The organism is Streptomyces sp. NPDC048424 (assembly GCF_040651555.1).
Lineage (GTDB): Bacteria > Actinomycetota > Actinomycetes > Streptomycetales > Streptomycetaceae > Streptomyces.
This window is the reverse complement of the sequence record NZ_JBEZKE010000002.1, coordinates 110,089-136,311: the sequence shown is the minus strand read 5'-3', so window position 1 is coordinate 136,311 and position 26,223 is coordinate 110,089. Positions and strand designations below refer to the sequence as shown.

The 26,223-nt window shown below is 71.7% G+C and carries 22 protein-coding genes and 1 pseudogene; 12 read left to right on the top strand and 11 right to left on the bottom strand.

What is annotated here, in order from left to right:
* Positions 1 to 221: 221 nt before the first annotated feature.
* Entirely contained in the window at positions 222 to 1,538 is a 1,317-nt protein-coding gene (locus AB0D29_RS03120) for a M28 family metallopeptidase (protein ID WP_362851909.1), read from the top strand.
* 90 nt (positions 1,539 to 1,628) lie between these two features.
* Here the strand turns inward: AB0D29_RS03120 and AB0D29_RS03115 are convergent, their stop codons facing one another.
* The 4 genes from AB0D29_RS03115 to AB0D29_RS03100 all read right to left on the bottom strand — a co-directional run bounded on the left by AB0D29_RS03115 (position 1,629) and on the right by AB0D29_RS03100 (position 4,818).
* Positions 1,629 to 2,045 (bottom strand): hypothetical protein, encoded by a 417-nt coding sequence (locus tag AB0D29_RS03115; protein ID WP_362805829.1) that lies wholly within the window; start codon positions 2,043 to 2,045, stop codon positions 1,629 to 1,631.
* Positions 2,042 to 2,245, bottom strand: a complete 204-nt coding sequence (locus AB0D29_RS03110; protein WP_234323499.1) for a hypothetical protein — start codon at positions 2,243 to 2,245, stop codon at positions 2,042 to 2,044. The genes AB0D29_RS03115 and AB0D29_RS03110 overlap by 4 nt, the downstream gene beginning before the upstream one ends.
* Before the next feature lie 116 nt (positions 2,246 to 2,361).
* Positions 2,362 to 3,576, bottom strand: a complete 1,215-nt coding sequence (locus tag AB0D29_RS03105; protein WP_362851908.1) for a sigma-E factor regulatory protein RseB domain-containing protein — start codon at positions 3,574 to 3,576, stop codon at positions 2,362 to 2,364.
* Between the two features lie 231 nt (positions 3,577 to 3,807).
* The gene (locus tag AB0D29_RS03100) at positions 3,808 to 4,818 is read right to left on the bottom strand and encodes a polyprenyl synthetase family protein (protein ID WP_362851907.1); all 1,011 of its coding nucleotides are present in this window, start codon (positions 4,816 to 4,818) and stop codon (positions 3,808 to 3,810) included.
* A gap of 190 nt (positions 4,819 to 5,008) precedes the next feature.
* Here AB0D29_RS03100 and AB0D29_RS03095 point away from each other — a divergent pair, with 190 nt between their 5' ends.
* Both AB0D29_RS03095 and AB0D29_RS03090 read left to right on the top strand, forming a co-directional pair.
* Positions 5,009 to 6,526: a peptide MFS transporter gene (locus AB0D29_RS03095; RefSeq protein WP_362851906.1), complete on the top strand. Its 1,518-nt coding sequence runs from the start codon at positions 5,009 to 5,011 to the stop codon at positions 6,524 to 6,526.
* A 22-nt stretch (positions 6,527 to 6,548) separates the two neighbouring features.
* Positions 6,549 to 8,552, top strand: a complete 2,004-nt coding sequence (locus AB0D29_RS03090) for a CocE/NonD family hydrolase (RefSeq protein WP_362851905.1) — start codon at positions 6,549 to 6,551, stop codon at positions 8,550 to 8,552.
* Positions 8,553 to 8,704: 152 nt separating this feature from the next.
* On the opposite strand, the gene AB0D29_RS03085 is transcribed toward AB0D29_RS03090, so the two are convergent.
* Complete coding sequence (locus AB0D29_RS03085) at positions 8,705 to 9,523, bottom strand: HAD family hydrolase (RefSeq protein ID WP_362851904.1); 819 nt, start codon at positions 9,521 to 9,523, stop codon at positions 8,705 to 8,707.
* A gap of 141 nt (positions 9,524 to 9,664) precedes the next feature.
* Between AB0D29_RS03085 and fahA the strand changes: the two genes are divergently transcribed.
* From fahA to AB0D29_RS03040, 9 genes and pseudogenes are all read left to right on the top strand, one after another.
* Positions 9,665 to 10,888 carry a fumarylacetoacetase gene (fahA, locus tag AB0D29_RS03080; protein ID WP_362851903.1) on the top strand — a complete coding sequence of 408 codons (1,224 nt, stop codon included), beginning with the start codon at positions 9,665 to 9,667 and terminating at the stop codon, positions 10,886 to 10,888.
* A 150-nt stretch (positions 10,889 to 11,038) separates the two neighbouring features.
* The gene (locus AB0D29_RS03075) at positions 11,039 to 11,809 is read left to right on the top strand and encodes a GntR family transcriptional regulator (protein ID WP_362851902.1); all 771 of its coding nucleotides are present in this window, start codon (positions 11,039 to 11,041) and stop codon (positions 11,807 to 11,809) included.
* A gap of 32 nt (positions 11,810 to 11,841) precedes the next feature.
* The gene (locus AB0D29_RS03070) at positions 11,842 to 12,069 is read left to right on the top strand and encodes a ferredoxin family protein (protein WP_030710222.1); all 228 of its coding nucleotides are present in this window, start codon (positions 11,842 to 11,844) and stop codon (positions 12,067 to 12,069) included.
* Positions 12,070 to 12,083: 14 nt separating this feature from the next.
* Positions 12,084 to 13,430: an ABC transporter substrate-binding protein gene (locus tag AB0D29_RS03065; protein ID WP_362851901.1), complete on the top strand. Its 1,347-nt coding sequence runs from the start codon at positions 12,084 to 12,086 to the stop codon at positions 13,428 to 13,430.
* A pseudogene (locus AB0D29_RS03060) lies at positions 13,427 to 14,297 on the top strand (ABC transporter permease). The gene AB0D29_RS03065 and the pseudogene AB0D29_RS03060 overlap by 4 nt, the downstream one beginning before the upstream one ends.
* The gene (locus tag AB0D29_RS03055; RefSeq protein ID WP_362851900.1) at positions 14,294 to 15,037 is read left to right on the top strand and encodes an ABC transporter ATP-binding protein; all 744 of its coding nucleotides are present in this window, start codon (positions 14,294 to 14,296) and stop codon (positions 15,035 to 15,037) included. The pseudogene AB0D29_RS03060 and the gene AB0D29_RS03055 overlap by 4 nt, the downstream one beginning before the upstream one ends.
* Before the next feature lie 11 nt (positions 15,038 to 15,048).
* A complete protein-coding gene (locus AB0D29_RS03050; protein WP_362851899.1) occupies positions 15,049 to 17,850 on the top strand; it encodes a fumarate reductase/succinate dehydrogenase flavoprotein subunit in 2,802 nt (933 codons plus the stop codon).
* Between the two features lie 169 nt (positions 17,851 to 18,019).
* On the top strand, positions 18,020 to 18,598 hold the full coding sequence (locus tag AB0D29_RS03045) for a hypothetical protein (protein ID WP_362851898.1): 579 nt from the start codon (positions 18,020 to 18,022) through the stop codon (positions 18,596 to 18,598).
* 71 nt (positions 18,599 to 18,669) lie between these two features.
* Positions 18,670 to 19,281, top strand: a complete 612-nt coding sequence (locus AB0D29_RS03040; RefSeq protein WP_362852146.1) for a Uma2 family endonuclease — start codon at positions 18,670 to 18,672, stop codon at positions 19,279 to 19,281.
* A 68-nt stretch (positions 19,282 to 19,349) separates the two neighbouring features.
* Here AB0D29_RS03040 and nuoN read toward each other — a convergent pair whose 3' ends face one another.
* From nuoN to nuoI, 6 genes are read right to left on the bottom strand one after another with little or no spacing between them, the layout of a single operon-like run.
* Entirely contained in the window at positions 19,350 to 21,005 is a 1,656-nt protein-coding gene (nuoN, locus tag AB0D29_RS03035; RefSeq protein ID WP_362851897.1) for an NADH-quinone oxidoreductase subunit NuoN, read from the bottom strand.
* The gene (locus AB0D29_RS03030; protein WP_362851896.1) at positions 21,002 to 22,603 is read right to left on the bottom strand and encodes an NADH-quinone oxidoreductase subunit M; all 1,602 of its coding nucleotides are present in this window, start codon (positions 22,601 to 22,603) and stop codon (positions 21,002 to 21,004) included. The genes nuoN and AB0D29_RS03030 overlap by 4 nt, the downstream gene beginning before the upstream one ends.
* A gap of 1 nt (position 22,604) precedes the next feature.
* Positions 22,605 to 24,500 carry an NADH-quinone oxidoreductase subunit L gene (nuoL, locus tag AB0D29_RS03025; RefSeq protein ID WP_362851895.1) on the bottom strand — a complete coding sequence of 632 codons (1,896 nt, stop codon included), beginning with the start codon at positions 24,498 to 24,500 and terminating at the stop codon, positions 22,605 to 22,607.
* Between the two features lie 9 nt (positions 24,501 to 24,509).
* Entirely contained in the window at positions 24,510 to 24,809 is a 300-nt protein-coding gene (gene nuoK / locus AB0D29_RS03020) for an NADH-quinone oxidoreductase subunit NuoK (RefSeq protein ID WP_030653455.1), read from the bottom strand.
* The gene (locus AB0D29_RS03015; protein ID WP_362851894.1) at positions 24,806 to 25,612 is read right to left on the bottom strand and encodes an NADH-quinone oxidoreductase subunit J; all 807 of its coding nucleotides are present in this window, start codon (positions 25,610 to 25,612) and stop codon (positions 24,806 to 24,808) included. The genes nuoK and AB0D29_RS03015 overlap by 4 nt, the downstream gene beginning before the upstream one ends.
* Positions 25,609 to 26,220: an NADH-quinone oxidoreductase subunit NuoI gene (gene nuoI / locus AB0D29_RS03010; RefSeq protein WP_362851893.1), complete on the bottom strand. Its 612-nt coding sequence runs from the start codon at positions 26,218 to 26,220 to the stop codon at positions 25,609 to 25,611. Before nuoI ends, AB0D29_RS03015 begins: the two co-directional genes overlap by 4 nt.
* Between the last annotated feature and the right edge of the window lie 3 nt (positions 26,221 to 26,223).

Genomic DNA, 26,223 nt, shown 5'->3' with positions numbered 1-26,223 from the left:
ACCGCCGCCGGGTACGCACCGGCAAACGCCCCATCCTCACGATCCCCGGTACGAGTCACCCGTACCGGGGATCGTCCGTTTTCCGAACTGCCCTGACCGAATTATGGTCTTGACGGACAGTCATACTCTCGCTGAACATCAGGCTCGCACTGACGCACTAACGCTCACCTGCTCTATCCCGCTCGTTCCGTCATATCCCCGCGGAATCCCGGAGCCCCCACATGAGCCTGTCCGTCTCCCGGCGCCTTGCTGCCGTGACCGCTTTCGCGGTCGCGGGCCTGATCGCCTCCACCGCACCCGCCGCCCTCGCCGCCCCCACGGCGGTCACCGCGGCGCCGACCCCGCCCGACATACCGCTGGCCAACGTCAAGGCCCACCTGTCGCAGCTCTCCACGATCGCCGCGAACAACGGCGGCAACCGCGCCCACGGCAGGGCCGGCTACAAGGCCTCGATCGACTACGTGAAGGGCAAGCTCGACGCGGCCGGCTTCACGACGACGCTGCAGACCTTCACCTCCAGCGGTGCCACCGGCTACAACCTGATCGCCGACTGGCCGGGCGGCGACCCCAACTCGGTGCTGATGTCCGGCTCGCACCTGGACTCGGTGACCGCGGGCGCCGGCATCAACGACAACGGCTCCGGCAGCGCCGCCGTCCTGGAGGCCGCGCTCGCCGTCTCCCGTGCGGGCCTGCAGCCGACGAAGCACCTGCGCTTCGGCTGGTGGGGCGCGGAGGAGCTGGGCCTGATCGGCTCGAAGTACTACGTCAACAACCTGCCGGCCGCCGAGAAGGCGAAGATCTCCGGCTACCTGAACTTCGACATGATCGGCTCGCCGAACCCGGGCTACTTCGTCTACGACGACGACCCGACCATCGAGCAGACCTTCAAGAACTACTACGCGGGCCTCGGCATCCCGACCGAGATCGAGACCGAGGGCGACGGCCGCTCCGACCACGCGCCGTTCAAGAACGCGGGCATCCCGGTCGGCGGCCTGTTCTCCGGCGCCGACTACACCAAGACGGCGGCCCAGGCGCAGAAGTGGGGCGGCACCTCCGGTCAGGCCTTCGACCGCTGCTACCACTCCTCCTGCGACAGCCTGTCGAACATCAACGACACGGCCCTGGACCGCAACGCCGACGCCATCGCGTACGCGATCTGGAACCTCGGGGCGGCCACCCCGGTCCCGCCGGGCCAGTCCTTCGAGAGCACGACGGACGTGAACATCCCCGACTCCCCCGCCGCCGCGGTCAACTCGCCGATCACGGTCTCGGGCGTCACGGGCAACGCCCCGGCCACCACCAAGGTGGACGTGAACATCGTCCACACGTACCGCGGTGACCTGATCGTCGACCTGGTCGCCCCGGACGGCACGGTCTACAACCTGCACAACCGCACCGGCGGCAGCGCCGACAACCTCGTGCAGTCGTACACCGTCAACGCCTCCAGCGAGGTCGCGAACGGGGTCTGGAACCTCCGGGTCAAGGACGCGGCCGCGCAGGACGTCGGCTACGTCAACAGCTGGAAGATCACCTTCTAGGCGCACCGCCGGCCCCGCCGCACACGCGCTGAGCCCCAAGAGCCCCGGCACGATCCGACCCGATCGTGCCGGGGCTCGTCGCCGCCCCGGCTACGCGTCCTCGGCGCGGCCCTGCAGCGAGGCGGGCAGCGGTTCCTGGATCCGGGCGCGCAGCTCCTCGGCGACGGCCGCGATGTCCGCGCGCCCGAGCTTCGCCGCCTCCACGAGGTCGCCGAGCTCCTCCGGCGAGGGCAGCTGCCGGGCACCGGCCACGCGCAGGTACGAGCGGGTGGCGGCGGCCGCGTAGAACTCGTTCATCGGGGATTCCAGCGCCGGGCACACCGCGAGGGTGTGCAGAAACGCGGCGGCCCGCCACGCGGTGTCCGGGGCGGGCTGTTCGGGCACGAGGACGAGGTCGTTCTGGTGCCGGGCGACCGCGGCGGCCACCCCGGAGGGGTCCCACACCGCGGGATCGGACGGGAGATGGTGGGCCAGAGCGGTCCAGGCCCACTCCATGGTGATCTTCAATGCCCGAACCGCTCCTGGAAGTAGCTCCAGTGGTCGGCGAACTCCTCTATGCCGGACAGGAACTTCTTCCGGTCCTCGTCGAGTTCGCGTTCGGTGACCTCGGTGATCAGCGCGGTGACCGTCGTCCCCAGCGCCGCCGCGCGCGCCTTCAGGCGTTCGTGGAACTCTTCGTCCAGGCGGATGGTGACGTGTCTCGACATGTCCAACACCGTACAGCGGCCGTGCTGTACGGGCAGCCGGAACGCCGCAAGGGTGGGCAGGGACACAGTCCCGGCCCACCCTCGCGGCGCTCTCGTGCGCGGTGACGCTCGATCGACTACTTGTTGGCGTCGGCCGCCTTCACCAGCGCGTCCTTGGTGACCGCGCCGACGTAGACCTTGCCGTCGTCGGTGACCAGGGCGTTGACCAGGCGGGTCGACAGGACGCGGCCCTCACCGAACTTCCCGGTGACCTTGTCCCCGAGGGAGTCGAGGAACTGCTTGGCCTCCTTCGGGGCGTTCTTGTCGTTCTCCAGATCCTTGAGGCCCTTGCCGGCGCCCGAGTCGATCCGAGCGACCGTCGCCCAGCCCTCGCCGAGCACCTTCACGTCGCCCTGGCCGTTCGGGCCGCCCAGCAGGCCGTCCAGGCCCGGGAAGGACTCCAGCGCCTTGAACCCCTCGCCCTTGTCGCCCTTGCCCGCCCCGTCCACGCCCTCGGTCAGCTTGGCGCCCTTGGGCGGGGTGAAGGCGAAGGTGTCGGCCGCCGGCTTGGCGAAGTCCACCTTGGTGAAGCCGGCGTCCACGATCGGCTTGCCGCCCTGGGAGGAGAGCAGCTGCACGCGCAGCGGCACGCCGGTCTTGGCGTCCACCGCGATCTGGACCGAGCCGACGGTGGAGCCGCTCTGCTTGGGCTTGAGCACCAGCTGGTAGGCGTCCCGGCCGGCCACCTGCGCGGTGTCGCCCACGCTGACGTCGGTGGTCGGTCCGGCGGCCTTCAGGAGCTCCTCGGCGATCTTCTGGGGGGAGGGGGCCATCCGGTCGGCCGTCTTGTGGTCCTTGCCCGCGTCCTTGCCGGCGTCCTTGCCCGACTGCGGGTTCTTCTCGTGGAAGACCTCGTTCGACTTGGAGTCGTAGCCCCACACGTCGTCGCCGTTGTGGATGAGGCTGTACTCGTCCTTGCCGTCCAGGAACGTGAGCTTCTGGCGGTCCGGGCCGTCGGCCGCGACGCGGAAGGTGTGCGTGCCGTTGGCCAGCTGCGCGACCTTGTCCTCCGGGTTGGCGGAGCCGCCGGCGACCCCACCGCCGCCGAGCAGCCCGCTCGCGATCTTCGGGAGACCCAGGTCGGTGCTGATCTTGGCCGTGCCCGACAGCTGCTGTACGTCGGAGGCGGCGACCTTCTCGATGAGCTGCTGCGCCGTCACCTTCGGCAGGTCGGGCCCGCCGGCGTTGGCGAAGGCCGGGACCATCGCCACGGTCGCCGCGGCCACACCCGCCACCGCCACCGGTACGGCGTACCGGGCGACCTTGCGAGAAGTCTTCGTGTTCGCTGCCATGTCAGTGCCCTGCCCTCTTGTGTCGACGGCGGCGACCGCCGTGTCGCCGCGCTCACCCGATCTGGTGGGGTTTGATGACTCCATCTGACCAAATCACCGGCGCCGGGGCGTCAGTCCCCGGACGCAACTGTGCGTACGACCGTGGGATGACACGGGAAGGGCCCTCCTGCCCGGACCCGTAGGGGTCGCCGGGGCGGAAGGGCCCGTTCCGATGCTGCGCGTGCCCGGGGGCTAGCCGGCGCGGTGCACCACGGCGTCGCAGAGCTCTTCGAGCGCCGACTTCGCGAAGCACTCGGGCAGCGGAGCGAGCGTGGCCCGCGCCTCCTCCGCGTACCGGACGGTGTCGCGGCGGGCCTGCTCCAGGGCGGGGTGCGCCCGCAGTCGGGTCAGCACCTCGGCGTGGCGGGCGTCGTCCGTCAGGTCGCCGTCCAGGAGGCGTACGAGCTCCAGGTCCTCGGGGCGTCCGTCGCGCTCGGCCATCTCGCGCAGCCGCAGCACGGGCAGCGTGGGAATGCCCTCGCGCAGGTCGGTGCCCGGGGTCTTGCCGGACTCGTGCGCGTCGGAGGCGATGTCGAGGACGTCGTCGGCGAGCTGGAAGGCGGTGCCGAGCCGCTCGCCGTACTGGGTGAGGATGTCGACGACCGACTCGTCGGCGCCGGCCATGAGCGCGCCGAAGCGGCCGGAGACGGCGATCAGCGAGCCGGTCTTGCCGGCGATGACGTCGAGGTAGTGGGCGACGGGGTCGCGGCCGTCGCGCGGACCGGCCGTCTCCAGGATCTGACCCGTCACCAGCCGCTCGAAGGCCTCGGCCTGGATGCGCACGGCCTCGGGTCCGAGGTCGGCCAGGATGTGCGAGGCGCGGGCGAAGAGGAAGTCACCGGTCAGTACGGCGACCGAGTTGCCCCAGCGGGTGTTGGCGCTCTCCACGCCGCGGCGCACGTCCGCCTCGTCCATGACGTCGTCGTGGTAGAGGGTCGCCAGGTGGGTGAGCTCGACCACCACGGCGGACGGAACGATTCCGGGCGCGTAGGGATCCCCGAACCGGGACGCGAGCATCACCAGCAGCGGCCGGAACCGCTTGCCTCCGGCCCGGACCAGGTGCTGTGCGGCCTCGGTGATGAAGGGGACTTCGCTCTTGGTGGCCTCCAGCAGACCCGCCTCGACGGCGGCCAGTCCGGCCTGGACATCGGTCTCAAGAGCCTGGTCCCGCACGCTCAGTCCGAACGGCCCGACGACGGTCACGAGGGGTACTCCTGTCTGCTGACGATCACGCTGACGATCACATGGATTGTCGATGTGTCGCTGCCATCACTCAAGCCAGCGTATCGGGTCTGTTTTCGATCACCGAGAGCGCCTTCCCGGCCACCACCCGAGCACTGTCCGATGCACACCGGTATGTTCTGGAGGAGCCGAAACAACCGGAGCATACGTTTTGTCCAGAACTGCGACCGACAGGGACGAGCCCGCGGATCCGGCGGACGACCAGCCGCCGCACCGCGACGACCATGCCTTCCTCGGCCACCCGCGCGGCCTCGCCACGCTCTCCGGCCTGGAGGTCTGGGAGCGCTTCTCCTTCCTCGGCATGCAGGCGATCCTCGTCCTCTACTTCGCGGACGCGGTGGCCGACGGCGGCCTGGGCATGTCCCCGGCCGCCGCGGCCTCGGTCTCGGCGGCGTACGGGACCATGGTCTACCTCGTCTCCGTCGCCGGCGGATGGCTCGCCGACCGCATCCTCGGTTCGTACCGGGCCGTCCTGTGGGGCGGCATCCTGATCGCCTGCGGCCACTACGCGATGGCCGTGCCGACCGCCGCCATGACCTGGGTCGGCCTCGGCCTGATCAGCGCGGGCACCGGCCTGCTCAAGCCGAACGTGGCCACCATGGTCGGCAAGCTGTACCGGACGGACGACGACCGGCGCGACGCCGGCTTCGCCCTCTACTACATGGCCATCAACATCGGCGCCTTCGCCGGACCGCTGATCACCGGCTGGCTCGGCGAGCACGAGGGCTGGCACTGGGGCTTCTCCGCCGCCGCCCTCGGCATGACCGCGGGCCTGGTCCAGTACGTCCTCGGCCGCCGCCACCTGGCCGGACGCAAGCACTCCGCCGAGTACGCCCTGGCGCCCGACGCGATGCGCAGGGCCGTGTGGCGGATCGTCGGCGGCTGCCTCGCCTTCGCCGCGCTCGCCACCCTTCTGGCGGCCGCCGGCTGGCTGACGATGGACCGCTTCGTGGACCTGCTCACCCTCGTCTCGGTGATCGCGCCCGTCGTCTACTTCATGGTGATGTTCCGCAGCCCGCGGGTGACGAGCGAGGAGCGCGGGCGGCTGCGCCCGTACGTGGTCCTCTTCCTGGCCTCGGTCGCCTTCAACTTCATCCTCTTCCAGGCCTACTCGACGATGATGCTGCTGGCCTCGACCAACGCCCGCACCACGATCCTGGGCTTCGACTTCCCGGCGAGCTGGTACGCCTCCGCGCTCGGCGCCTTCGAGGTGGCCCTCGCCCCGGTCGTCGCCGCGCTGTGGGCCCGGATGGGCCACCGCCAGCCGCACGCCTCGAACAAGATCGCGATCGGGGTGATCCTGGGCGGTCTGTCCTTCCTGCTGATGGTGATCCCGACCTCGGGGCACGAGGGGGACGCCTACGAGATGGCCGCCTGGTGGATCGTCGGCTCGTACCTGCTGCTCGGCCTCGGCGACGTCCTGCTGGAGACCTCGGGCATGTCGGCCACCACGAAGCTCGCCCCGAGGGCCTATCGCAGCCAGACGATGGCGCTGTGGTTCCTCTCCCTCGCGCTCGCCAACGGCATCCAGGCCCAGGTGGTCAAGGTCTACGGCCAGGTGTCGAACCCCGTGTACTTCGGCCTCAACGGCGCCGTGGCGGTGGCGGTGGGCCTCGCCGTGATCGCGCTGGCCCCGTGGCTGCGGCGCACGATGCACCCCGTCCACTGAGGTCCATTGAGGTGGTTCACGCATGATCATCCGTACCGCTTTCCCGTACGAGACCACCCACGAGGATGTCCGGATCCCGATGGCCGACGGCGTGGAGCTGTACGCGCGCGTCTGGCGCCCGGTGACGGACGAGCCGGTTCCGGCACTGCTGGAGTACCTCCCGTACCGGCTCACCGACTGGACCGCGCCGCGCGACTGGCAGCGCCACCCCTGGTACGCGGGCCACGGCTACGCCTCCGTACGGGTGGACGTGCGCGGCCACGGCTGCAGCGGCGGCCGTCCCGGCGACGAGTACGACGCCCGGGAGCTGGCCGACGGGGTCGCGGTGGTGGAGTGGCTGGCGGCGCAGCCGTGGTGCACGGGCGCGGTGGGGATGTTCGGGATCTCCTGGGGCGGCTTCAACTCCCTCCAGATCGCCGCCCTCGCCCCGGAGGCGCTGAAGGCGGTCGTCACCGTCTGCTCGACGGACGACCGGTTCGACAACGACGTCCACTACATGGGCGGCTCGGTGCTGGCCGTGGACATGCACGCCTGGGCGGCGACCATGCTGGCCTTCGCCTCCCGGCCGCCGGACCCGCTGTTCGTCGGCGACGGCTGGCGCCGGCAGTGGCTGGACCGGCTGGAGGCGGTCGAACCGCTGGTCCACACCTGGCTCTCGCACCAGACCCGCGACGCGTACTGGCGCCACGGCAGCGTCTGCGAGGACTACGGGGCGATCGGCGCGGCGGTGCTCGCGGTGGGCGGCTGGCACGACCCCTACCGGGACACCGTGCTGCGGCTGGTCGAACACCTGCCGTCCGGGCGGGTACGGGGTCTGATCGGGCCCTGGTCGCACCAGTACCCGGACCGCGGACTGCCGCCGGGACCTGCGATCGGCTTCCTCCAGGAGACCCTGCGCTGGTGGGACCACTGGCTGCGGGGCACCGACAACGGGGTGATGGACGAGCCGCTGCTGCGCGCCTGGATCAGCGACTCGCACCCGCCGGCGACGGTGTACGAGGAGCTGCCGGGCCGCTGGGTCGGCGAGAAGGCCTGGCCGTCGGCGTCCGTGATCCCCGTCCCGTACGTGTTCCAGGGCGCGCCGGTGGACGTCGCCTCCCCGCAGCACACCGGGATGGACGCGGGCCGCTTCTTCCCCTTCGGCAACGACGCCGACCTGCCGCCGGACCAGCGGGAGGAGGACGCGAAGTCGGCCTGCTTCGAGTTCCCGGTGGGGGGCGGGGAGCCGGTGGAGATCCTGGGCCGGCCCTCGGTGACCCTGCGGCTGCGGCTCGACGTGCCGTACGGACAGGTCGTGGCCCGGCTGTGCGACGTCGCCCCGGACGGGACCTCGACGCTGGTCACGCGGGGCGCGCTGAACCTGTCGGCCCGCCAGGGCCGGGACCGGGCCGTGCCGTGGCAGGTGGGCTCCTACGAGGACGTCACCTTCGAGCTGAACGGCATCGGCCACGCCTTCCCGCCCGGGCACCGGATCCGGCTCGCCGTGTCCTCCGCGTACTGGCCGTGGATCTGGCCGCGGGCCGGGTCGGAGGCCGGCTGGACCCTGGACCCGGCGGGCAGCGCGCTGACCCTGCCGGTGCGGGCCGCCTCCGGCGCGGAGGGCGGGATCGTCTTCGAGCCGCCGGAGCAGGCGCCGCCGCTGGGGGTCGCCTTCCCGGCCACGCTGGACGAACCGCGCCCGGAACGGCTGGTCGTACGGGACGTCGCGCGCGGGACGTGGCGGCTGGAGGTGGACCCGCGGTACGGGGGCACGCGGGTGTACCCGGACGGCCTGGAGTTCAGCGAGGACGCGCAGGAGGTGTACGAGATCCAGGACGCCGACGCGCTGTCCGCGCGGGCCCGGTCCGAGTGGCGGATCCGGCTCCACCGGCCCGAACTGGGCTGGGACGTGCGGGTGGAGACCCGGTCGGAGATCTCGTGCGACGAGGGCGGCTTCGTGACGTCGAACGAGGTGGTGTGCCGGGAGGGGGGCGAGGTGGTGTTCCACCGGACGTGGGAACGCCGGTTGCCTCGGGCGGCGGGCTGAGCGGTCCAACCGCCCTGGCGGGCGGCCCCGGGGCTCAAACGCCGGCGAGGCTGAAATCGCGCGGCCGCGTTTGAGGGCTGACGCCGGCAGAATCCAGCCCCGCCGGCGTTTGAGGCGCGGGGGTGCGGGGGCGGAGCCCCCGGAGGCGGCGGTCAGCCGTACAGGCGCTCCAGGACCACCGCGATGCCGTCGTCCTCGTTGGACAAGGTGATCTCGTCGGCCACGGCCACCAGCTCGGGGTGGGAGTTGGCCATGGCCACCCCGTGCGCGGCCCACGCGAACATCGGGACGTCGTTCGGCATGTCCCCGAAGGCGATCGTCGCGGCCGGGGACGCCCCCAGGACGTCCGCCGCCCGCGCGAGCCCACTGGCCTTGTCGATGCCCGGCGGCTGGAGTTCCACCGTGTGCTCCCCCGCCATCGTGACGTTCACCAGGTCGCCGACCACCGCCCGCGCCACCCGCGTCAGCTCGTCGTCGTCCAGCTCCGGGTGCTGGAGCAGCACCTTGTTGATCGGGGCGGCCCACAGGTCCGACCGCCGCGGCACCGACACCGTCGGCAGGTGCGGGTGCCACATCCGGTAGCCCGGCCCTATCAGCATCTCCGCGTCCAGTCCCTCCTGGTTGACCGCCGCGTAGACCTCGCCGATCTCCGCCTCGATCTTGCCGAGGGCCACCTCGGCCAGTTCCCGGTCCATGGCCACGGAGTGCAGCAGGCGCCCGCGCGCCGCGTCGTACACCTGCGCGCCCTGCCCGCACACCGCGAGCCCCCCGTACCCGAGGTCGTCGAGGACGTGTCGGACCTGTGGGACGGGGCGGCCGGTGACGATGATGTGCCGGGCGCCGGCCGCGCGGGCCGTCGCGAGAGCCGTGTACGAGCGGGCCGAGACGGTGTCCCCGGCGCGCAGCAGAGTCCCGTCCAGGTCAGTGGCGATCAAGGCATAGGGGAGGGCCGGAGGCGGGGCGGAAGTCACGGCGCCAAGGATACGGACCCCTTTGGACAAGTCCTACAAATAGAGCCCGAATCCGGCCTCCCACACGTCCCGTCAGCCACGTAACGTGTCAACCAGCTCCCGGGACACCCCCGGACCGCGTCGAAAGCGAGGCAGCACCCCATGCCCCAGCAGAGCCCCCTCGATCTCCCCGAGGGCGACCCGTTCGGGCCGCACAACCTCCCGTACGGCGTCTTCTCGACCTCCGCGGAGGACCGCCGCCGCATCGGCGTGCGGATCGGCGGGCACGTGCTCGACGCGGGGGCGGCCGCCGCCTCGCTCGGTTCCCCGTACTCCGGGCTGCTCGGGCAGTCCTCCCTCAACCCGCTGCTGGCCGCCGGGCGCACCGCCTGGCGCGACGTGCGCCGCGCGCTCACCGCCTGGGTGACCGACCCCGGCCACCGGGCCACGGTCGAGCCGCACCTGCTGCCGCTCGACGAGGTCACGCTGCACCTGCCGTACGAGGTCGCCGACTACGTCGACTTCTACGCGAGCGAGCACCACGCCACCAACGTCGGGAAGATGTTCCGCCCGGACGGCGACGCGCTGACCCCCAACTGGAAGCACCTGCCCATCGGTTACCACGGCCGTTCCGGCACGATCGTGGTCTCCGGGACCGACGTCGTACGCCCTTCCGGGCAGCGCAAGGCGCCCACCGACCCGGCGCCCGTCTTCGGCCCGTCCGTCAAGCTCGACATCGAGGCGGAGGTCGGTTTCGTCGTCGGCGCCCCCTCCGAGCTGGGCCGCCCGGTGCCGCTGGCCGACTTCGAGGACCACGTCTTCGGGCTGTTCCTGCTCAACGACTGGTCCGCGCGCGACATCCAGGCCTGGGAGTACGTGCCGCTGGGCCCCTTCCTCGGCAAGTCCTTCGCCACCTCCGTCTCCGCGTGGGTCACCCCGCTGGAGGCCCTGGACGCGGCCCGCGTCGCCCCGCCGGCCCGGGACTTCCCGCTCCTGCCCTACCTGGACGACGCCGAGCTCGACCGCCCGGGCGGCTTCGACCTGCACATCACCGTCTCCATCAACGGGCAGGAGGTGGCGCGGCCGCCGTTCGCGTCGATGTACTGGACCGCCGCCCAGCAGCTCGCGCACATGACCGTCAACGGCGCCTCCCTGCGCACCGGCGACGTGTACGGCTCCGGCACCGTCAGCGGCCCCGAGACCGGCCAGCGCGGCTCGCTGCTGGAGCTGACCTGGAACGGCCGCGACGCGATCGAGCTCGCCGACGGCAAGCGCACCTTCCTGGAGGACGGGGACACCGTCACCCTCACCGCCTGGGCCCCCGGTCCGGACGGCACGCGCGTCGGCCTCGGCGAGGTCACCGGCCGCATCGTGGGACGGCGCTAGCCCGAAGCCGGCGGCACACGCGGTCGGCGGGGTGGCGGATCTTTCCGCCACCCCGCCGAAACCGCAGCTCAGAGCCTTGTGAATGCGCCGTCAGGTGGCGCAACACTGCGGCAACACCACCACCCCCGCTCCCCCGGTACGTTCCCTGCCATGCCAGCCGAACGCACCGCCACGCACACCGTCCCGGTCGCCGCCGCGCGCCGCCGGCGGCTGCGCGCGGACCAGGCGCGACAGCTCGCCGACCTGCTCCGCCACCAGATCCTGACGGGCGGCTACCCCGGCGGGGTCCTCCCCCTGGAGGGCACCCTCGCCGCCGACTACGGCGCCGGCCGCAACACCGTCCGCCAGGCCCTCGACCTGCTGCGCGGCGAGCGGTTGGTGGAGCGCCGGCCGGGCGTCGGCACGGTCGTCGTCTGCGAGAAGTACCCGCACGGCCTGGACCGCCTGCAGGGCCTGGCCGAGACCCTGCACGAGCACGGCCGGGTCACCAACGAGGTCCGCACCGTCGGGCCCGTCCGCGCCCCCGCCCCCGTCGCCGGACGCCTCGGCCTGCCCGAGCACGCCGACGTGCTCTACATCGAACGACTGCGGCGCCTGAACGGCCTGCCGCTCTCCCTCGACCTCACCTACGTACCGATGGACATCGGCGCCGAACTGCTCGGCTGCGACCTGGAGAACACGGACGTCTTCCGGCTCCTGGAACAGCTGACCGGGCAGCCGCTCGGCCACGCCGAGATCACCCTCGAGGCCGTCAACGCCGACGCGCACTCCGCCGCCGTCCTGCAGGCCCCGCGCGGGGCCGCCGTCCTGATGCTGGAACGGCTCACCCACCTGCGCGACGGCCGGCCCGTGGACCTGGAGTTCATCCGCTTCCGCGGCGACCGGATCACCATGAGCGGCCTGCTGCGCCGCTCCCTGTAAACCACCGCCACACCCCTTCCCTGGAGACAGCCATGCCTCTGGTCCCCCAGCGCGGCGACGTGCCCGTGACCATCGACGAGTCCCTGTGCATCGACGGCTGCACCCTCTGCGTCGACATGTGTCCGCTCGACTCGCTCGCGATCCGCGAGGACAACGGCAAGGCCTACATGCACGTGGACGAGTGCTGGTACTGCGGCCCGTGCGCGGCCCGCTGCCCCACCGGCGCGGTCACCGTCAACATGCCCTATCTGCTCCGGTGAAAGGCTCCACCCCCATGCGTACGAAGGCCCTCGCGCCCGCGCTCGCCCTGCTGCTCGCCCCGCTCGCCACGGCCTGCGGAGGCGACGCCTCCGGGGCGTCCGGCTCCAGGACGGTCACCGTGACCGTCGGCTACCAGTCCAAGACCATCAACACCGTCACCGCCGGCACCCTGCTGCGCTCCCTCGGCTACTTCGAGCAGGAACTCGCCGCGCGCGGCAAGCAGGACGGAGTCACGTACAAGGTGGACTGGCAGGACTACGCCACCGGCGCCCCGATCACCGCGCAGATGACCGCCGGGAAGATCGACATCGGCTCGATGGGCGATTTCCCGCTCCTCATCAACGCGGCGCGCGGCAGGGAACTCAAGCAGCCCACCCACCTCGTCTCCGTGACCGGCTACAACCTGCGCGGCGGCCTCAACACCGTGGTCACCGCGCCGGATTCGAAGCTGGGGTCCCTCGCCGACCTGCGCGGCAAGAAGGTGTCGACCAGCGTGGGCTCCGCCGCCGACGGAACCCTCGTACGGGCCCTGCAGCGCGCCGGGATCGACCCGGAGAGCGGCATCCAGAAGCTCAACCAGCAGCCCAGCGTGGGAGCTTCGGCCCTCCAGGCGGGCAGCGCGGACGCGCTGTCGCAGTTCGTGGCGTGGCCGGGGCAGCTGGCGTACGAGGGCCGGGCGAAGGCCCTGTACGACGGCGCCGAGCTGAACCTGCCGACCTTCCACGGGGTCACCGTGCGCGAGAAGTTCGCGAAGGAGCGGCCGGGCGTACTGGACGACTTCCTGAAGGCGCAGCGCAAGGCCACCGACCACCTGCGCGCGGAGCCGGTGGCGGCCGCCGAGTCGGTGGCGAAGGAGACGGGCCTGCCGGCGGAGGTGGTGTACCTCTACAACGGCGCGAACGGCATCGCCACCTTCGACCCGGCCCTGCGCCCCGAGCTGATCGACGCGCTGAAGCAGGACGTGCCGGTGCTGCAGGCGGGCAAGCTGGTCGGCGACGTGGACGTGGACGCCTTCGTGGACCCCGAGCCCCTGGAGCGGGTGGCGGCCGGCGCGCCGGAGTACCCGAAGGCGGCGGCCCCCCGCGCCGAACTGTGGCTGAAGGGCCAGACCCGCACGCAGTCCTTCGACTCCCCGCGCGAGCTGCTGAAGGCGGCGCGCGGCGCGGACGTCCGGGCGGCGTACGTGCCGGACGCGGTGACCGGCACGCTGTGGTTCGCGGACAAGGCGGTGTGGGTGGCGGAGGGGCCGGAGCTGCGCGCCTTCGTCACGCCGGCGGGCGCGAAGTCGTACGTCGATCAGCACCAGGGGTCCGGGGCGCGGATCCTGAGCTTCGCCGAGGCCGGAGCCCTGGCGTCATGACGGGCGGCCGCCGGCTGCTGCGGGCGGCTTCGCTCGGGGCGGCGCTCCTGCTGTGGCAGGGGCTGACCTCGCTCGACGTGAACCTGTGGCTGCGCTTCGAGCAGTTCCCGACCGTGGGCGAGATCGCGTCGACGTTCGCGGAGCGGGCCCTGACCGCGGACTACTGGCAGGACCTGGCCTCCAGCCTGCGCCGGATCGTGTCGGGCTTCCTGCTCGCCGCCGTCCTGGGCGTGGCGGCGGGCACGGCCGTCGCCCGGTCCCGGATCGCGGCCGACGTCCTCGGCCCGCTGCTGGAGGTGCTGCGTCCGATCCCGGCCATCGCCCTGGTCCCGGTGGCGATCCTGATGTTCCCCCTCCAACGAGCAGGGGATCGTCTTCATCACCTGCGCGGCCGCCTTCTTCCCGGTGCTGGTCTCGACGCGGCACGCGGTGCGGGCGCTGGCCCCGGTCTGGGAGGAGGCCGTCCTGACGATGGGCGGCGGGCGGGCGCGGGTGCTGTTCTCCGTGGTCCTGCCGGGGGCCCTGCCGGGCATCTTCGGGGGCCTGTCGGTCGGCATCGGCGTGTCGTGGATCTGCGTGATCTCGGCCGAGATGATCTCCGGCGAGTACGGGGTCGGCTACCGCACCTGGCAGGACTACACGGTGGTCGACTACCCCGGCGTCTTCGTCGGCATGGTCACCATCGGCGCCCTGGGCTGGCTGACGTCCACGGCCGTGGAACGCGCGGGCCGCCGCCTGACGTCCTGGCTCCCCCGCACCGCCGTGTCCTCGTCCCCCGCCACCGCACCCCGGACCTCCCGCTTCCCGATCCAGCCCGCGCGGCGTACCGGCCCGCAGGCCACGACCACCGGAGGGACACCGAAGTGACCACCCTGACCACCCGAGAAGGCGGCGCCACCCTCGCGCTGCGCGGCGTACGGCTCGGCCACCGCGGGAACGTGGTCCTCGACGGGGTCGACCTGACGGTCGAGGCCGGGGAGGTGCTGGCCGTCGTGGGCCCGTCCGGATGCGGGAAGTCCACGCTGCTGCGCACCCTGGCCGGCCTGCTGCCCCCGCTGGGCGGCACGGTCGAACAGGACGCGCGGCCGCTGACCGGCCCGGACGCCGACCGCGCCCTGGTCTTCCAGGACGACGCCCTGCTCCCCTGGCGCACGGTCCGCGCCAACGTCGAACTCCCCCTCGCCATCCGGCGCTCCGGCCGGCTGTCGCGCGCCGAGCGGCGGCTGGCCGCCGGGCAGTGGCTGGAGCGCGTCGGTCTCGACGGCCACGCCCACCGGCTACCGCACCAGCTCTCCGGCGGGCAACGCCAGCGCGTGCAACTGGCCCGCGCCCTCGCCGCGCGCCCGCGCGCCGTCCTGATGGACGAGCCGTTCGGGGCGCTCGACGCCCAGACCCGGGCCGAGATGCAGGACCTCCTCGTGGACGTCCTCGCCGGCACCGGCGCGAGCGTCGTCTTCGTCACCCACGACGTGGACGAGGCCCTGTTCGTCGGGGACCGCGTCGCCCTGCTCGGCACCGGTGAGGTGGTCTCCGTACCGCATCCCCGGGACCGCGGGCGCGCGCCGGCCCACGCCGCCCTGCGGCAGCAGATCATCGACTCTCTCTGAAAGGCAGCACCGTGGACATCCCCGCGATCGGCGACGCCGAGGAACTCTCCTGCGACGTCCTCGTCATCGGCGGCGGCACCGCCGGCACGATGGCGGCGCTGACCGCCGCCGAGCACGGGGCCCGCGTCCTGCTGCTGGAGAAGGCGCACGTGCGCCACTCCGGCGCCCTCGCCATGGGCATGGACGGCGTCAACAACGCCGTCGTTCCCGGCCGCGCGGAGCCCGACGACTACGTCGCCGAGATCACCCGCGCCAACGACGGCATCGTCGACCAGTCCACGGTCCGCCAGACCGCCACCCGCGGGTTCGCGATGGTGCAGCGCCTGGAGTCGTACGGGGTGAAGTTCGAGAAGGACGAGCACGGCGAGTACGCGGTGCGCCAGGTCCACCGCTCGGGCTCGTACGTGCTGCCCATGCCCGAGGGCAAGGACGTCAAGAAGGTCCTCTACCGGCAGCTGCGGCGCCGCGAGATGCGGGAGCGGATCCGGATCGAGAACCGGGTGATGCCGGTGCGCGTCCTCACCTCGCCCGAGGGCGGCCGGGCGATCGGCGCGGCCGCCTTCAACACCCGGACGGGCGCCTTCGTGACCGTGCGCGCGGGGGCGGTGATCCTGGCCACCGGCCCGTGCGGGCGCCTCGGGCTGCCGGCCTCCGGCTACCTCTACGGCACCTACGAGAACCCGACCAACGCGGGCGACGGCTACGCCATGGCCTACCACGCGGGCGCCGCCCTGACCGGGATCGAGTGCTTCCAGATCAACCCGCTGATCAAGGACTACAACGGGCCGGCGTGCGCGTACGTCGCGAACCCCTTCGGCGGCTACCAGGTCAACCGGCACGGCGAGCGGTTCGTGGACTCCGACTACTGGTCGGGGCAGATGATGGCGGAGTTCGCGGCCGAACTCGCCTCGGACCGGGGGCCGGTGTACCTGAAGCTCAGCCACCTCCCGGAGGAGTCGGTGGCCTCGCTGGAATCGATCCTGCACACCACCGAGCGGCCGACGCGCGGCACCTTCCACGCGGGCCGCGGCCACGACTACCGCACGCACGACATCGAGATGCACATCTCGGAGATCGGGCTGTGCGGGGGCCACTCGGCCTCGGGCGTCCGCGTCGACGACCACGCCCGCACCACGGTCCCGCGGCTCTACGCGGCCGGGGACCTGGCGTCCGTACCGCACAACTACATGATCGGGGCGTTCGTCTTCGGCGATCTGGCGGGCGCGGACGCGGCCCGGTACGCGGCGTACGAGGGCGAGTTGCCGGCCGAACAGGTGGCGGCGGCCCACGAGCTGATCTACCGGCCGCTGCGCCATCCGGACGGGCCGCCGCAGCCGCAGGTGGAGTACAAGCTGCGGCGGTTCGTGAACGACTACGTGGCCCCGCCGAAGACGGGCGCGAAGCTCTCCCTCGCCGTGGCGGCCTTCGACCGGATGACCGGCGAGATCGCGGAGATGGGCGCGACCACCGCGCACGAGCTGATGCGGTGCGCGGAGGTGTCCTTCATCCGCGACTGCGCGGAGATGGCCGCCCGTTCCTCGCTGGCCCGTACGGAGTCCCGCTGGGGCCTCTACCACGAACGGCTCGACCACCCGGAGCGCGACGACAGCGGCTGGCTGCACCACCTGGACCTGCGCAAGTCGGCTTCGGGGGCGATGGAGTTCGCGGCCCGGCCGGTGGAGCCGTACCTGGTGCCGGTGGACGGGTTCGCCCCGGCCGGCGGCCCCTCGCGGCACCTGGGCGAGGTCGCCCTGGTCCCGGTGGCCACGGCGGGGCGGTCGCAGGCACCGGCGGCGCCCGGGTCCGGGCCGGCGGACGCCGGGGCCGGGGACGCCGGGGCCGGGGACGCCGGGGCCGGGGACGCCGGGGCCACGCTCGCGGGGGCCGACGAACCGGAGGGGGCCGGCGGACCGCAGGACCGGCCCGCCGGGCGGTCGGGGGGCGCCTCGCCCCGGATCCTGGAGCTGCTCGCCCTGGCGGAGGAGTCACCCGGCCTGGACCTCCTGACCCCCTATCTCGACGACCCAGATCCGGCGGTCCGGGCGGCGGCCGTCGCCGCGCTCGGCGAGACCGTCCCCGCCGGAGCCGGGCCGGCCCTGGCCGCACGGCTCGCGGACGCGGCTCCCGCCGTACGGGCGGCCGCCGCGGCCGCGCTGCGCGAGCTGCTGGAGGTGCTGCCGGGCGGGCCGGAACTGGCGTCCGGGCTGCGCACCGCGCTGGCCGTACCCGACGCGGCGGTGCGCTCGGCCGCGCTCGAAGCCCTGCGGGCCCTGCGGCTCGGCGACGCCGGGCTGTACGCCGCCTCACTGGTCGATGCCGACCCCGAGGTCCGCATCCACGCGGTGCGGGCCCTGGTCTCGGTGGACGCGGTCCCGGCGCTGGCCGCGGCCGCCGCGGATCCGGCCCGCGAGGTCCGGGTGGCGGTGGCCAAGGGGCTGGCCTCGGTGCACGCCCCGGCCCCGGCCCCGCTGGACCCGCTGCTGGACGATCCGGATCCGCTGGTGCGCGGCGCCGCCCTGGCGGCCCTGGCCCGGGCCGGCTGCCCCGCGGGGTACGCCGGGAGGGCGGTGGCGGCCCTGGCGGACGCCGCCTGGCAGGTCCGGGCCGGGGCGGCCGCCGCGCTGTCGGCCGCCGCGCCCGGGGCGGCCGTACCGGCCCTGGCGGGGGCACTGGCCGATGCCAACGCCGACGTGCGCAAGGCCGCGGTCCTCGCCCTGCTGGCCCACCGGGACACCGCGGCGGCCCGCGCGGCGCTCGCCACGGCGGTCACGGACCCGGACGCGGACGTCCGCGCGTACGCCGGCCGCGCCTGAGCGGCGCGGGTGCCCGTTCGGAGGCGCGCCGGGTGCGGCGGGCCGGACGGGCCGGGATGGTGGACGGACCGGCGCGCCGGGTGCGGCGGGCCGGACGGGCCGGGATGGTGGACGGACGAACGCAAGCGGGAACCCGTACCCCGTACCCCCACCGCCAGGAGCCGCCGCCATGTCCGTACGCAGTCTGAAGACCGTCCTCACCTGTGCGGCCGCCCTGTCGCTCGGCCTGGCCGCCGTGGCTCCGGCGCACGCGGTCGAGGGGCCCGCCCCCGACCCGCGCAACGCCAAGGCCATGAGGGACATGGCGACGGCCATCGCGGTGACGGCCAAGTACGTGGACGAGCGGCAGGCCCTCAAGGACGGGTACGTCCCGAAGGGCGAGTCCTGCATGACCAACCCGTTCGGGGTGGGCTCGATGGGCTACCACTACGTCAAGCAGGCCAACTGGGGCTCGATGGACCCGGCCAGGCCGACCGCGCTCCTCTACAGCACGGAGAAGGACCGCAACGGCCGTCGCAAGCTCCAGACCGTGGAGTGGATGTACACCGACCGGGACCAGGACCTGAAGACGGCCGACGACCGGCCGAGCATGTTCGGGCTGCCCTTCGACGGACCGATGCCGGGCCACTGGGCGGGCATGCCCAAGCACTACGACCTGCACATGTGGGCGTACAAGGAGAACCCGGCCGGCCGCTTCCACAACTGGAACCCCGCCCTCAAGTGCCCCGGGCATATGACTCACTCATAAGGGCGGCTTTTCGCGAGAACTCCGGCGATACGCTGAACGCACTCGCGAGACTCTGCCCCATGGGAGCACTGATGAGCGTCGAACCCGCAGCGCCGCAGCCTGAGCCGGAGCCGGGACCCCGCTGGCCCATCCCGCCCGCAGGGGGCTGGACAGCGGACGACCTGGACACGCTTCCGAATCTGCCTCCGCACACGGAGCTGATCGACGGGAGCCTGATCTTCGTGAGTCCGCAGAGCATCTTCCACGAGCGAGCCATTGACTTGTTCAAGTGGCAGCTGCGGTCGGCGGCCCCCGCCGACTTCGAGATCTTTCGCGAGTTCACGATCGACATCGACAAACGGAATCGGCCGGAGCCGGATGTGGTGGTCGTACGCACCGACGTCGTAGACGATCTGGAACAGACCCGGTTCCCTGCCGAGGCAGTGGTGCTGGCCATCGAGGTGGTCTCGCCCGACTCTGTCGGACGTGACCGCGAAACCAAGCCGTTGAAGTACGCCAGGGCAGGGATCGTCCACTTCTGGCGGGTCGAGAACAAGGACGGACGTGCTGTGGTCTACGTCTACGAGTTGGATCCCGCCACGGGCGCCTACGTCGCGACGGGGATCTTCCACGACCGCCTGAAGGTCTCCGTACCGTTCACCGTCGATGTCGACCTCACGGCGATCACACCCCGGCACCGGTAGCCCCGTGCAACGGAGAAGGGCCCGGCTCCCCCGAAGGGGGCCGGGCCCTTGGCCGTTGCGCGAACCGGTCAGCGGACGAAGGTGCTCGCCTGCCCCGCCAGGTCCAGGAAGTACTGCGGTGCCACGCCCAGGACCACGGTGACCGCGACGCCCACCGCGATGGTGGTCATCGTCAGCGGCGAGGGGACCGCCACCGTCGGGCCGTCGGCCTTCGGCTCGCTGAAGAACATCAGGACGATCACCCGGATGTAGAAGAACGCGGCGATCGCGGACGAGAGGACACCGACCACGACCAGTGCGCCCGCGCCGCCCTCCGCCGCCGCCCGGAACACGGCGAACTTGCCCGTGAAGCCCGACGTCAGCGGGATGCCGGCGAAGGCCAGCAGGAACACCGCGAAGACGGCCGCCGTCAGCGGCGAACGCCGTCCCAGCCCCGCCCACTTGGACAGGTGCGTCGCCTCGCCGCCCGCGTCGCGCACCAGCGTGACCACCGCGAAGGCGCCGATCGTCACGAAGGAGTACGCGCCCAGGTAGAAGAGGACGGACTGGACGCCCTGGGCCGAGGTCGCGATCACACCGGCCAGGATGAAGCCCGCGTGCGCGATCGAGGAGTAGGCGAGGAGCCGCTTGACGTCGGTCTGGGTCACGGCGATGACCGCGCCCGCCAGCATCGTGACGATGGCGATCGCCCACATCACCGGCCGCCAGTCCCACCGCAGGCCCGGGAGCACCACGTACAGCAGCCGCAGCAGGGCGCCGAACGCGGCGACCTTCGTCGCGGCGGCCATGAAGCCGGTGACCGGGGTCGGGGCGCCCTGGTAGACGTCCGGGGTCCACATGTGGAACGGGACCGCGCCGACCTTGAAGAGCAGCCCCATCAGGATCAGCGCCCCGCCGATCAGCAGCAGCGCGTCATTGCCCATGGTGGAGGCCAGCGCCGGGTCGATCTTCGTGACCGTGCCGTCGACCACGTCGGCGATCACCGCGTACGAGACCGAGCCCGCGTACCCGTAGAGCAGCGCGATGCCGAAGAGGAGGAAGGCGGAGGAGAAGGCGCCCAGCAGGAAGTACTTCACCGCGGCCTCCTGCGACATCAGCCGCTGGCGGCGGGCGACGGCGCAGAGCAGGTACAGCGGGAGGGAGAAGACCTCCAGCGCGATGAACAGCGTCAGCAGGTCGTTGGCCGCCGGGAAGATCAGCATCCCGGCGATCGCGAACAGCGCCAGCGGGAAGACCTCGGTGGTGGTGAAGCCCGCCTTGACGGCGGCCTTCTCGCTCTCGCTGCCCGGTACGGACGCCGCCTGGGCGGCGAAGGAGTCCACCCGGTTGCCGTGCGCGGCCGGGTCGAGGCGCCGCTCGGCGAAGGTGAAGATCGCGACGACCGAGGCCAGCAGGATGGTGCCCTGCAGGAACAGCGCCGGACCGTCGACGGCGATGGCGCCCATCGCGGCGATGTGGGCCTTGGTCGACCCGTACCCGCCGGCCGCGAGGCCGACGACCGCCGCGAAGGCCGAGGCCAGCGCCGCGACGGCGAGGAACACCTGCACGTAGTAACGGGACTTGCGGGGCACGAAGGCCTCCACGAGGATCCCGAGGACCGCCGCGCCCACCACGATCAGCGTGGGCGCGAGCTGTGCGTACTCGATGGTCGGTGCCGGGATCCGGTCGACCGGTGCCTCGGCCGCCAGTGTCCACAGGCTGTGGGCGGAAGTCACTGTGCTCACTTCGCCGCCTCCCCATTCTTGGCGTGCTTCGCTTCGACGTCGACCTCGGGCTTCGGGTCCGTCTGCTTCACGTCCGACATGGTGTGCTCCACCGCCGGGTTGACGATGTCGGTGAGCACCTTCGGGTAGACGCCCAGCCCGATCAGCAGCGCGATCAGCGGGGCGACCACCAGCAGCTCCCGCAGGCGCAGGTCCGGCATCGTGCGGACCTCCTCCTTCACGGGGCCGGTCATCGTGCGCTGGTAGAGCACCAACGTGTAGAGCGCGGCGAGCACGATGCCGATGGTGGCGATGATGCCGACGACCGGGTACCGGGCGAACGTGCCGACCAGGACCAGGAACTCGCTGACGAACGGCGCGAGGCCCGGCAGCGAGAGGGTGGCGAGGCCGCCGATGAGGAAGGTGCCGGCGAGGACCGGGGCCACCTTCTGGACGCCGCCGTAGTCGGCGATGAGCCGCGAGCCGCGCCGCGAGATCAGGAAGCCGGCCACCAGCATCAGCGCCGCCGTCGACAGGCCGTGGTTGACCATGTAGAGGGTGGCGCCGGACTGGCCCTGGGAGGTCATCGCGAAGATGCCCAGGATGATGAAGCCGAAGTGCGAGATCGAGGCGTAGGCGACCAGCCGCTTGATGTCCCGCTGGCCGACCGCGACCAGCGCGCCGTAGACGATGCTGATCAGGGCCAGGACCAGGATCACCGGCGTGGCCCACTTGCTGGCGTCCGGGAAGAGCCCGAGGCAGAAGCGGAGCATCGCGAAGGTGCCGACCTTGTCGACGACCGCGGTGATCAGGACGGCCACCGGGGCGGTGGACTCGCCCATCGCGTTCGGCAGCCAGGTGTGCAGCGGCCACAGCGGGGCCTTCACCGCGAAGGCGAAGAAGAAGCCGAGGAAGAGCAGCCGCTCGGTGTTGGTCGCCATGTCGAGCGTGCCCGCGGCGCGGGCGGCGGTGATCTCCTGGAGCGAGAAGTTCCCGGCGACCACGTACAGCCCGATGACGGCGGCCAGCATGATCAGGCCGCCGACCAGGTTGTAGAGGAGGAACTTGACCGCCGCGTACGAGCGCTGCGCGGCCGCGTTCTCGTCGGTACCGGAGTGGGCCCGGTCCCCGAAGCCGCCGATGAGGAAGTACATCGGGATGAGCATGGCTTCGAAGAAGATGTAGAAGAGGAAGACGTCGGTGGCCTCGAAGGAGATGATCACCATCGCCTCGACCAGCAGGATCAGGGCGAAGAAGCCCTGAGTCGGCCGCCACCGGGAGCTCTTGGTCTCCAGGGGGTCGGCGTCGTGCCAGCCGGCCGCGATCACGAAGGGGATCAGGAGCGCGGTGAGCCCGATGAGCACCACCCCGATCCCGTCGACGCCCAGTTCGTAGCGGACGCCGAAGTCGGCGATCCAGGGGCGGGATTCGGTGAGCTGGTAGCGGTCGCCGCTCGGGTCGAAGCGGACCGCGACGAGCACGGCCAGGGCCAGCGTCGCCAGCGAGAAGAACAGCGCGAGCCACTTGGCGGCGGTCCTGCGGGCGGCCGGGACGGCCGCCGTCAGGATCGCGCCGACCGCGGGGACCGCGGCCGTCACCGTCAGAAGCGGGAAACTCATTTCACACCGCCCTCATCAGCAGGGTCGCGGCGATCAGGACCACCGTGCCCCCGAACATCGAGACCGCGTAGCTGCGGGCGTAGCCGTTCTGCAGCTTGCGGAGCCGGCCCGAGAGCCCGCCGACCGAGGCGGCCGTCCCGTTGACCACACCGTCGACCAGGCTGTGGTCGACGTACACGAGCGAGCGGGTCAGGTGCTCCCCGCCGCGCACCAGCACGACGTGGTTGAAGTCGTCCTGGTACAGGTCCCGGCGGGCCGCCCGGGTGAGGAGCGAGCCGCGCGGGGCGACGACCGGGACGGGCCTGCGGCCGTAGATCGCCCAGGCGATGACGACGCCGACGACCAGGACGACCATGGTGGCCGCGGTCACCGTCGTGGCGCTGACCGGCGGGTTGCCGTGCTCGTAACCGGTGACGGGCTCCAGCCACTTCAGGAAGCGCTCGCCGATCTCGAAGAAGGCGCCGGCGAAGACCGAACCGAACGCCAGGATGACCATCGGGATGGTCATCGACTTCGGGGACTCGTGCGGGTGCGGCGGCTCTCCTTGCGCATCGGGCTGCCAGCGCTTCTCGCCGAAGAAGGTGAGGAGCATGACGCGGGTCATGTAGAACGCCGTGATGCCGGCGCCCAGCAGGGTCACGCCGCCGAGGATCCAGCCCTCGGTGCCGCCCTTCGCGAAGGCCGCCTCGATGATCATGTCCTTCGAGAAGAAGCCGGACAGGCCCGGGAAGCCGATGATGGCCAGGTACCCGAGTCCGAAGGTGGCGAAGGTGACCGGCATGTACTTCCGCAGGCCCCCGTACTTGCGCATGTCGACCTCGTCGTTCATCCCGTGCATCACGGAACCCGCGCCGAGGAAGAGGCCTGCCTTGAAGAAGCCGTGCGTCACCAGGTGCATGATCGCGAAGACGTAGCCGATCGGGCCGAGGCCGGCGGCGAGGATCATGTAGCCGATCTGCGACATCGTCGAGCCCGCCAGGGCCTTCTTGATGTCGTCCTTCGCGCAACCGACGATCGCACCGAAGAGCAGCGTGACCGCGCCCACGATGGTGACCACGAGCTGCGCGTCCGGCGCCCCGTTGAAGATGGCGCCCGAGCGGACGATCAGGTACACGCCCGCGGTCACCATGGTCGCGGCGTGGATCAGGGCCGAGACCGGGGTCGGGCCCTCCATCGCGTCACCGAGCCAGGACTGCAGCGGTACCTGCGCCGACTTGCCGCAGGCGGCCAGCAGCAGCATCAGGCCGATCGCCGTCAGCGTGCCCTCGGAGGTCTCGCCGACCGAGGCGAGCACCGGCCCGAAGGTGAAGGTCCCGAAGGTGGTGAACATCAGCATGATCGCGATCGACAGGCCCATGTCGCCGACGCGGTTGACGAGGAAGGCCTTCTTCGCGGCGGTGGCCGCGCTGGGCTTGTGCTGCCAGAAGCCGATCAGGAGGTACGAGGCGAGGCCCACGCCCTCCCAGCCGAAGTACAGCAGCAGGTAGTTGTCGGCGATGACCAGCAGCAGCATGGCCGCGACGAACAGGTTGAGGTAGCCGAAGAAGCGGCGGCGGCGCTCGTCGTGCTCCATGTACCCGATCGAGTACACGTGGATGAGCGTGCCCACCCCGGAGATCAGCAGGACGAACGTCATCGACAGCTGGTCCAGCTGGAAGGCCATGTCCGCCTGGAAGCCCTCGACGGGGATCCAGGTGTACAGGCGCTGGTACAGGGTCCGGTCGTCGCCACTGCGCGACAGCATGTCCGCGAACAGGGCGGCGCCGATGCCGAAGGAGACGGCCGCGAGCAGGGTGCCGATCCAGTGACCGACCTTGTCGAGGCGCCGGCCGCCGCACAGCAGCACCACCGCTCCGAGCAGGGGCGCTGCCACCAGCAGCGCAATCAGGTTCTCCACAGCGACCCCTTACAGCTTCATCAGGCTGGCGTCGTCGACCGAGGCCGAGTGGCGGGTACGGAACAGCGACACGATGATCGCCAGGCCGACCACGACCTCCGCGGCGGCGACGACCATCGTGAAGAACGCGATGATCTGGCCGTCGAGGTTGCCGTGCATCCGCGAGAAGGCGACGAAGGCGAGGTTGCAGGCGTTGAGCATCAGCTCGACGCACATGAACAGCACGATCGCGTTCTTTCGGATCAGCACGCCGGTCGCGCCGATGGTGAACAGCAGGGCCGCCAGGTACAGGTAGTTGACCGGATTCACTTGGATGCCTCCTCGCGGCCGAGGCGCTCCGCCGACGCCTGCTCCAGCGCCTTCAGGTCGTTCAGCGCCTCGCTGGACACGTCACGGATCTGGCCGCGGGCGCGCAGCGTCTTGCTGACCGTCAGCTCGGACGGAGTGCCGTCCGGCAGCAGACCGGCCACGTCCACCGCGTTGTGCCGGGCGTAGACGCCGGGCGCGGGCAGCGGCGGGAGCTGCACGCCCTCGCGGACGCGCTTCTCGGCCAGCTCGCGCTGGGTGGCGGCCCGTTCGGTGCGCTCGCGGTGGGTGAGCACCATCGCGCCGACGGCCGCGGTGATCAGCAGCGCGCCGGTGATCTCGAAGGCGAACACGTACTTGGTGAAGATCAGCTGCGCCAGGCCCTCGACGTGTCCGGCGGAGTTGATCCGGCCGAGCCCGTTGAAGTGGGTGAGCTTGGCGTTGGCGATGCCGGCGATCAGCAGGATGCCGAAGCCGAGCCCGCACAGGGCGGCCAGCCAGCGCTGCCCCTTGATGGTCTCCTTCAGGGAGTCGGCGGCGGTGACGCCGACGAGCATGACCACGAAGAGGAAGAGCATCATGATCGCGCCGGTGTAGACGATGACCTGGACGACGCCCAGGAAGTACGCCCCGTTGGCGAGGTAGAAGACCGCCAGGATGATCATCGTCCCGGCCAGGCTGAGGGCGCTGTGCACGGCCTTCTTCATCAGGATCGTGGCCAGGGCGCCGATGACGGCGACCGTGCCGAGGACCCAGAACTGCACGGCCTCGCCGGTGGAGGTGAGGCTTGCCGCGATGGTGCTCACGCCTGCACCTCCTCGGCCTGCGCCGCGTCCACCGGCTCGTCCTCGGGCTTCTCGCCCTTGGTCACCGCGACCTGCCGGACCGTGCCCGGGGCGGCCCCCGTCACCTGCCCGCGGTAGTAGTCGGTGTCCTCCGTGCCGGGGTACATCGCGTGCGGCGCCTCGACCATGCCCTCGGTGAGGCCGGCGAGCAGCTGCTCCTTGGTGTAGATGAGCGACTCGCGGCTGGCGTCGGCCAGTTCGAACTCGTTCGTCATGGTCAGGGCCCGGGTCGGGCACGCCTCGACGCACAGCCCGCACAGGATGCAGCGGGCGTAGTTGATCTGGTAGACGGCGCCGTACCGCTCGCCCGGGGAGTAGCGCTCCTCCTCGGTGTTGTCCGCGCCCTCCACGTAGATCGCGTCGGCGGGACAGGCCCAGGCGCACAGCTCGCACCCGATGCACTTCTCCAGACCGTCGGGGTGCCGGTTGAGCTGATGCCGTCCGTGGAAGCGCGGGGCGGTCGTCTTCTGCTGCTCCGGGTACTGCTCGGTGAGGCGCTTCTTGAACATGGCCTTGAAGGTCACGCCGAAGCCCGCCACCGGGTTCTGCCACTTGTCGTCGTCGGACATCTC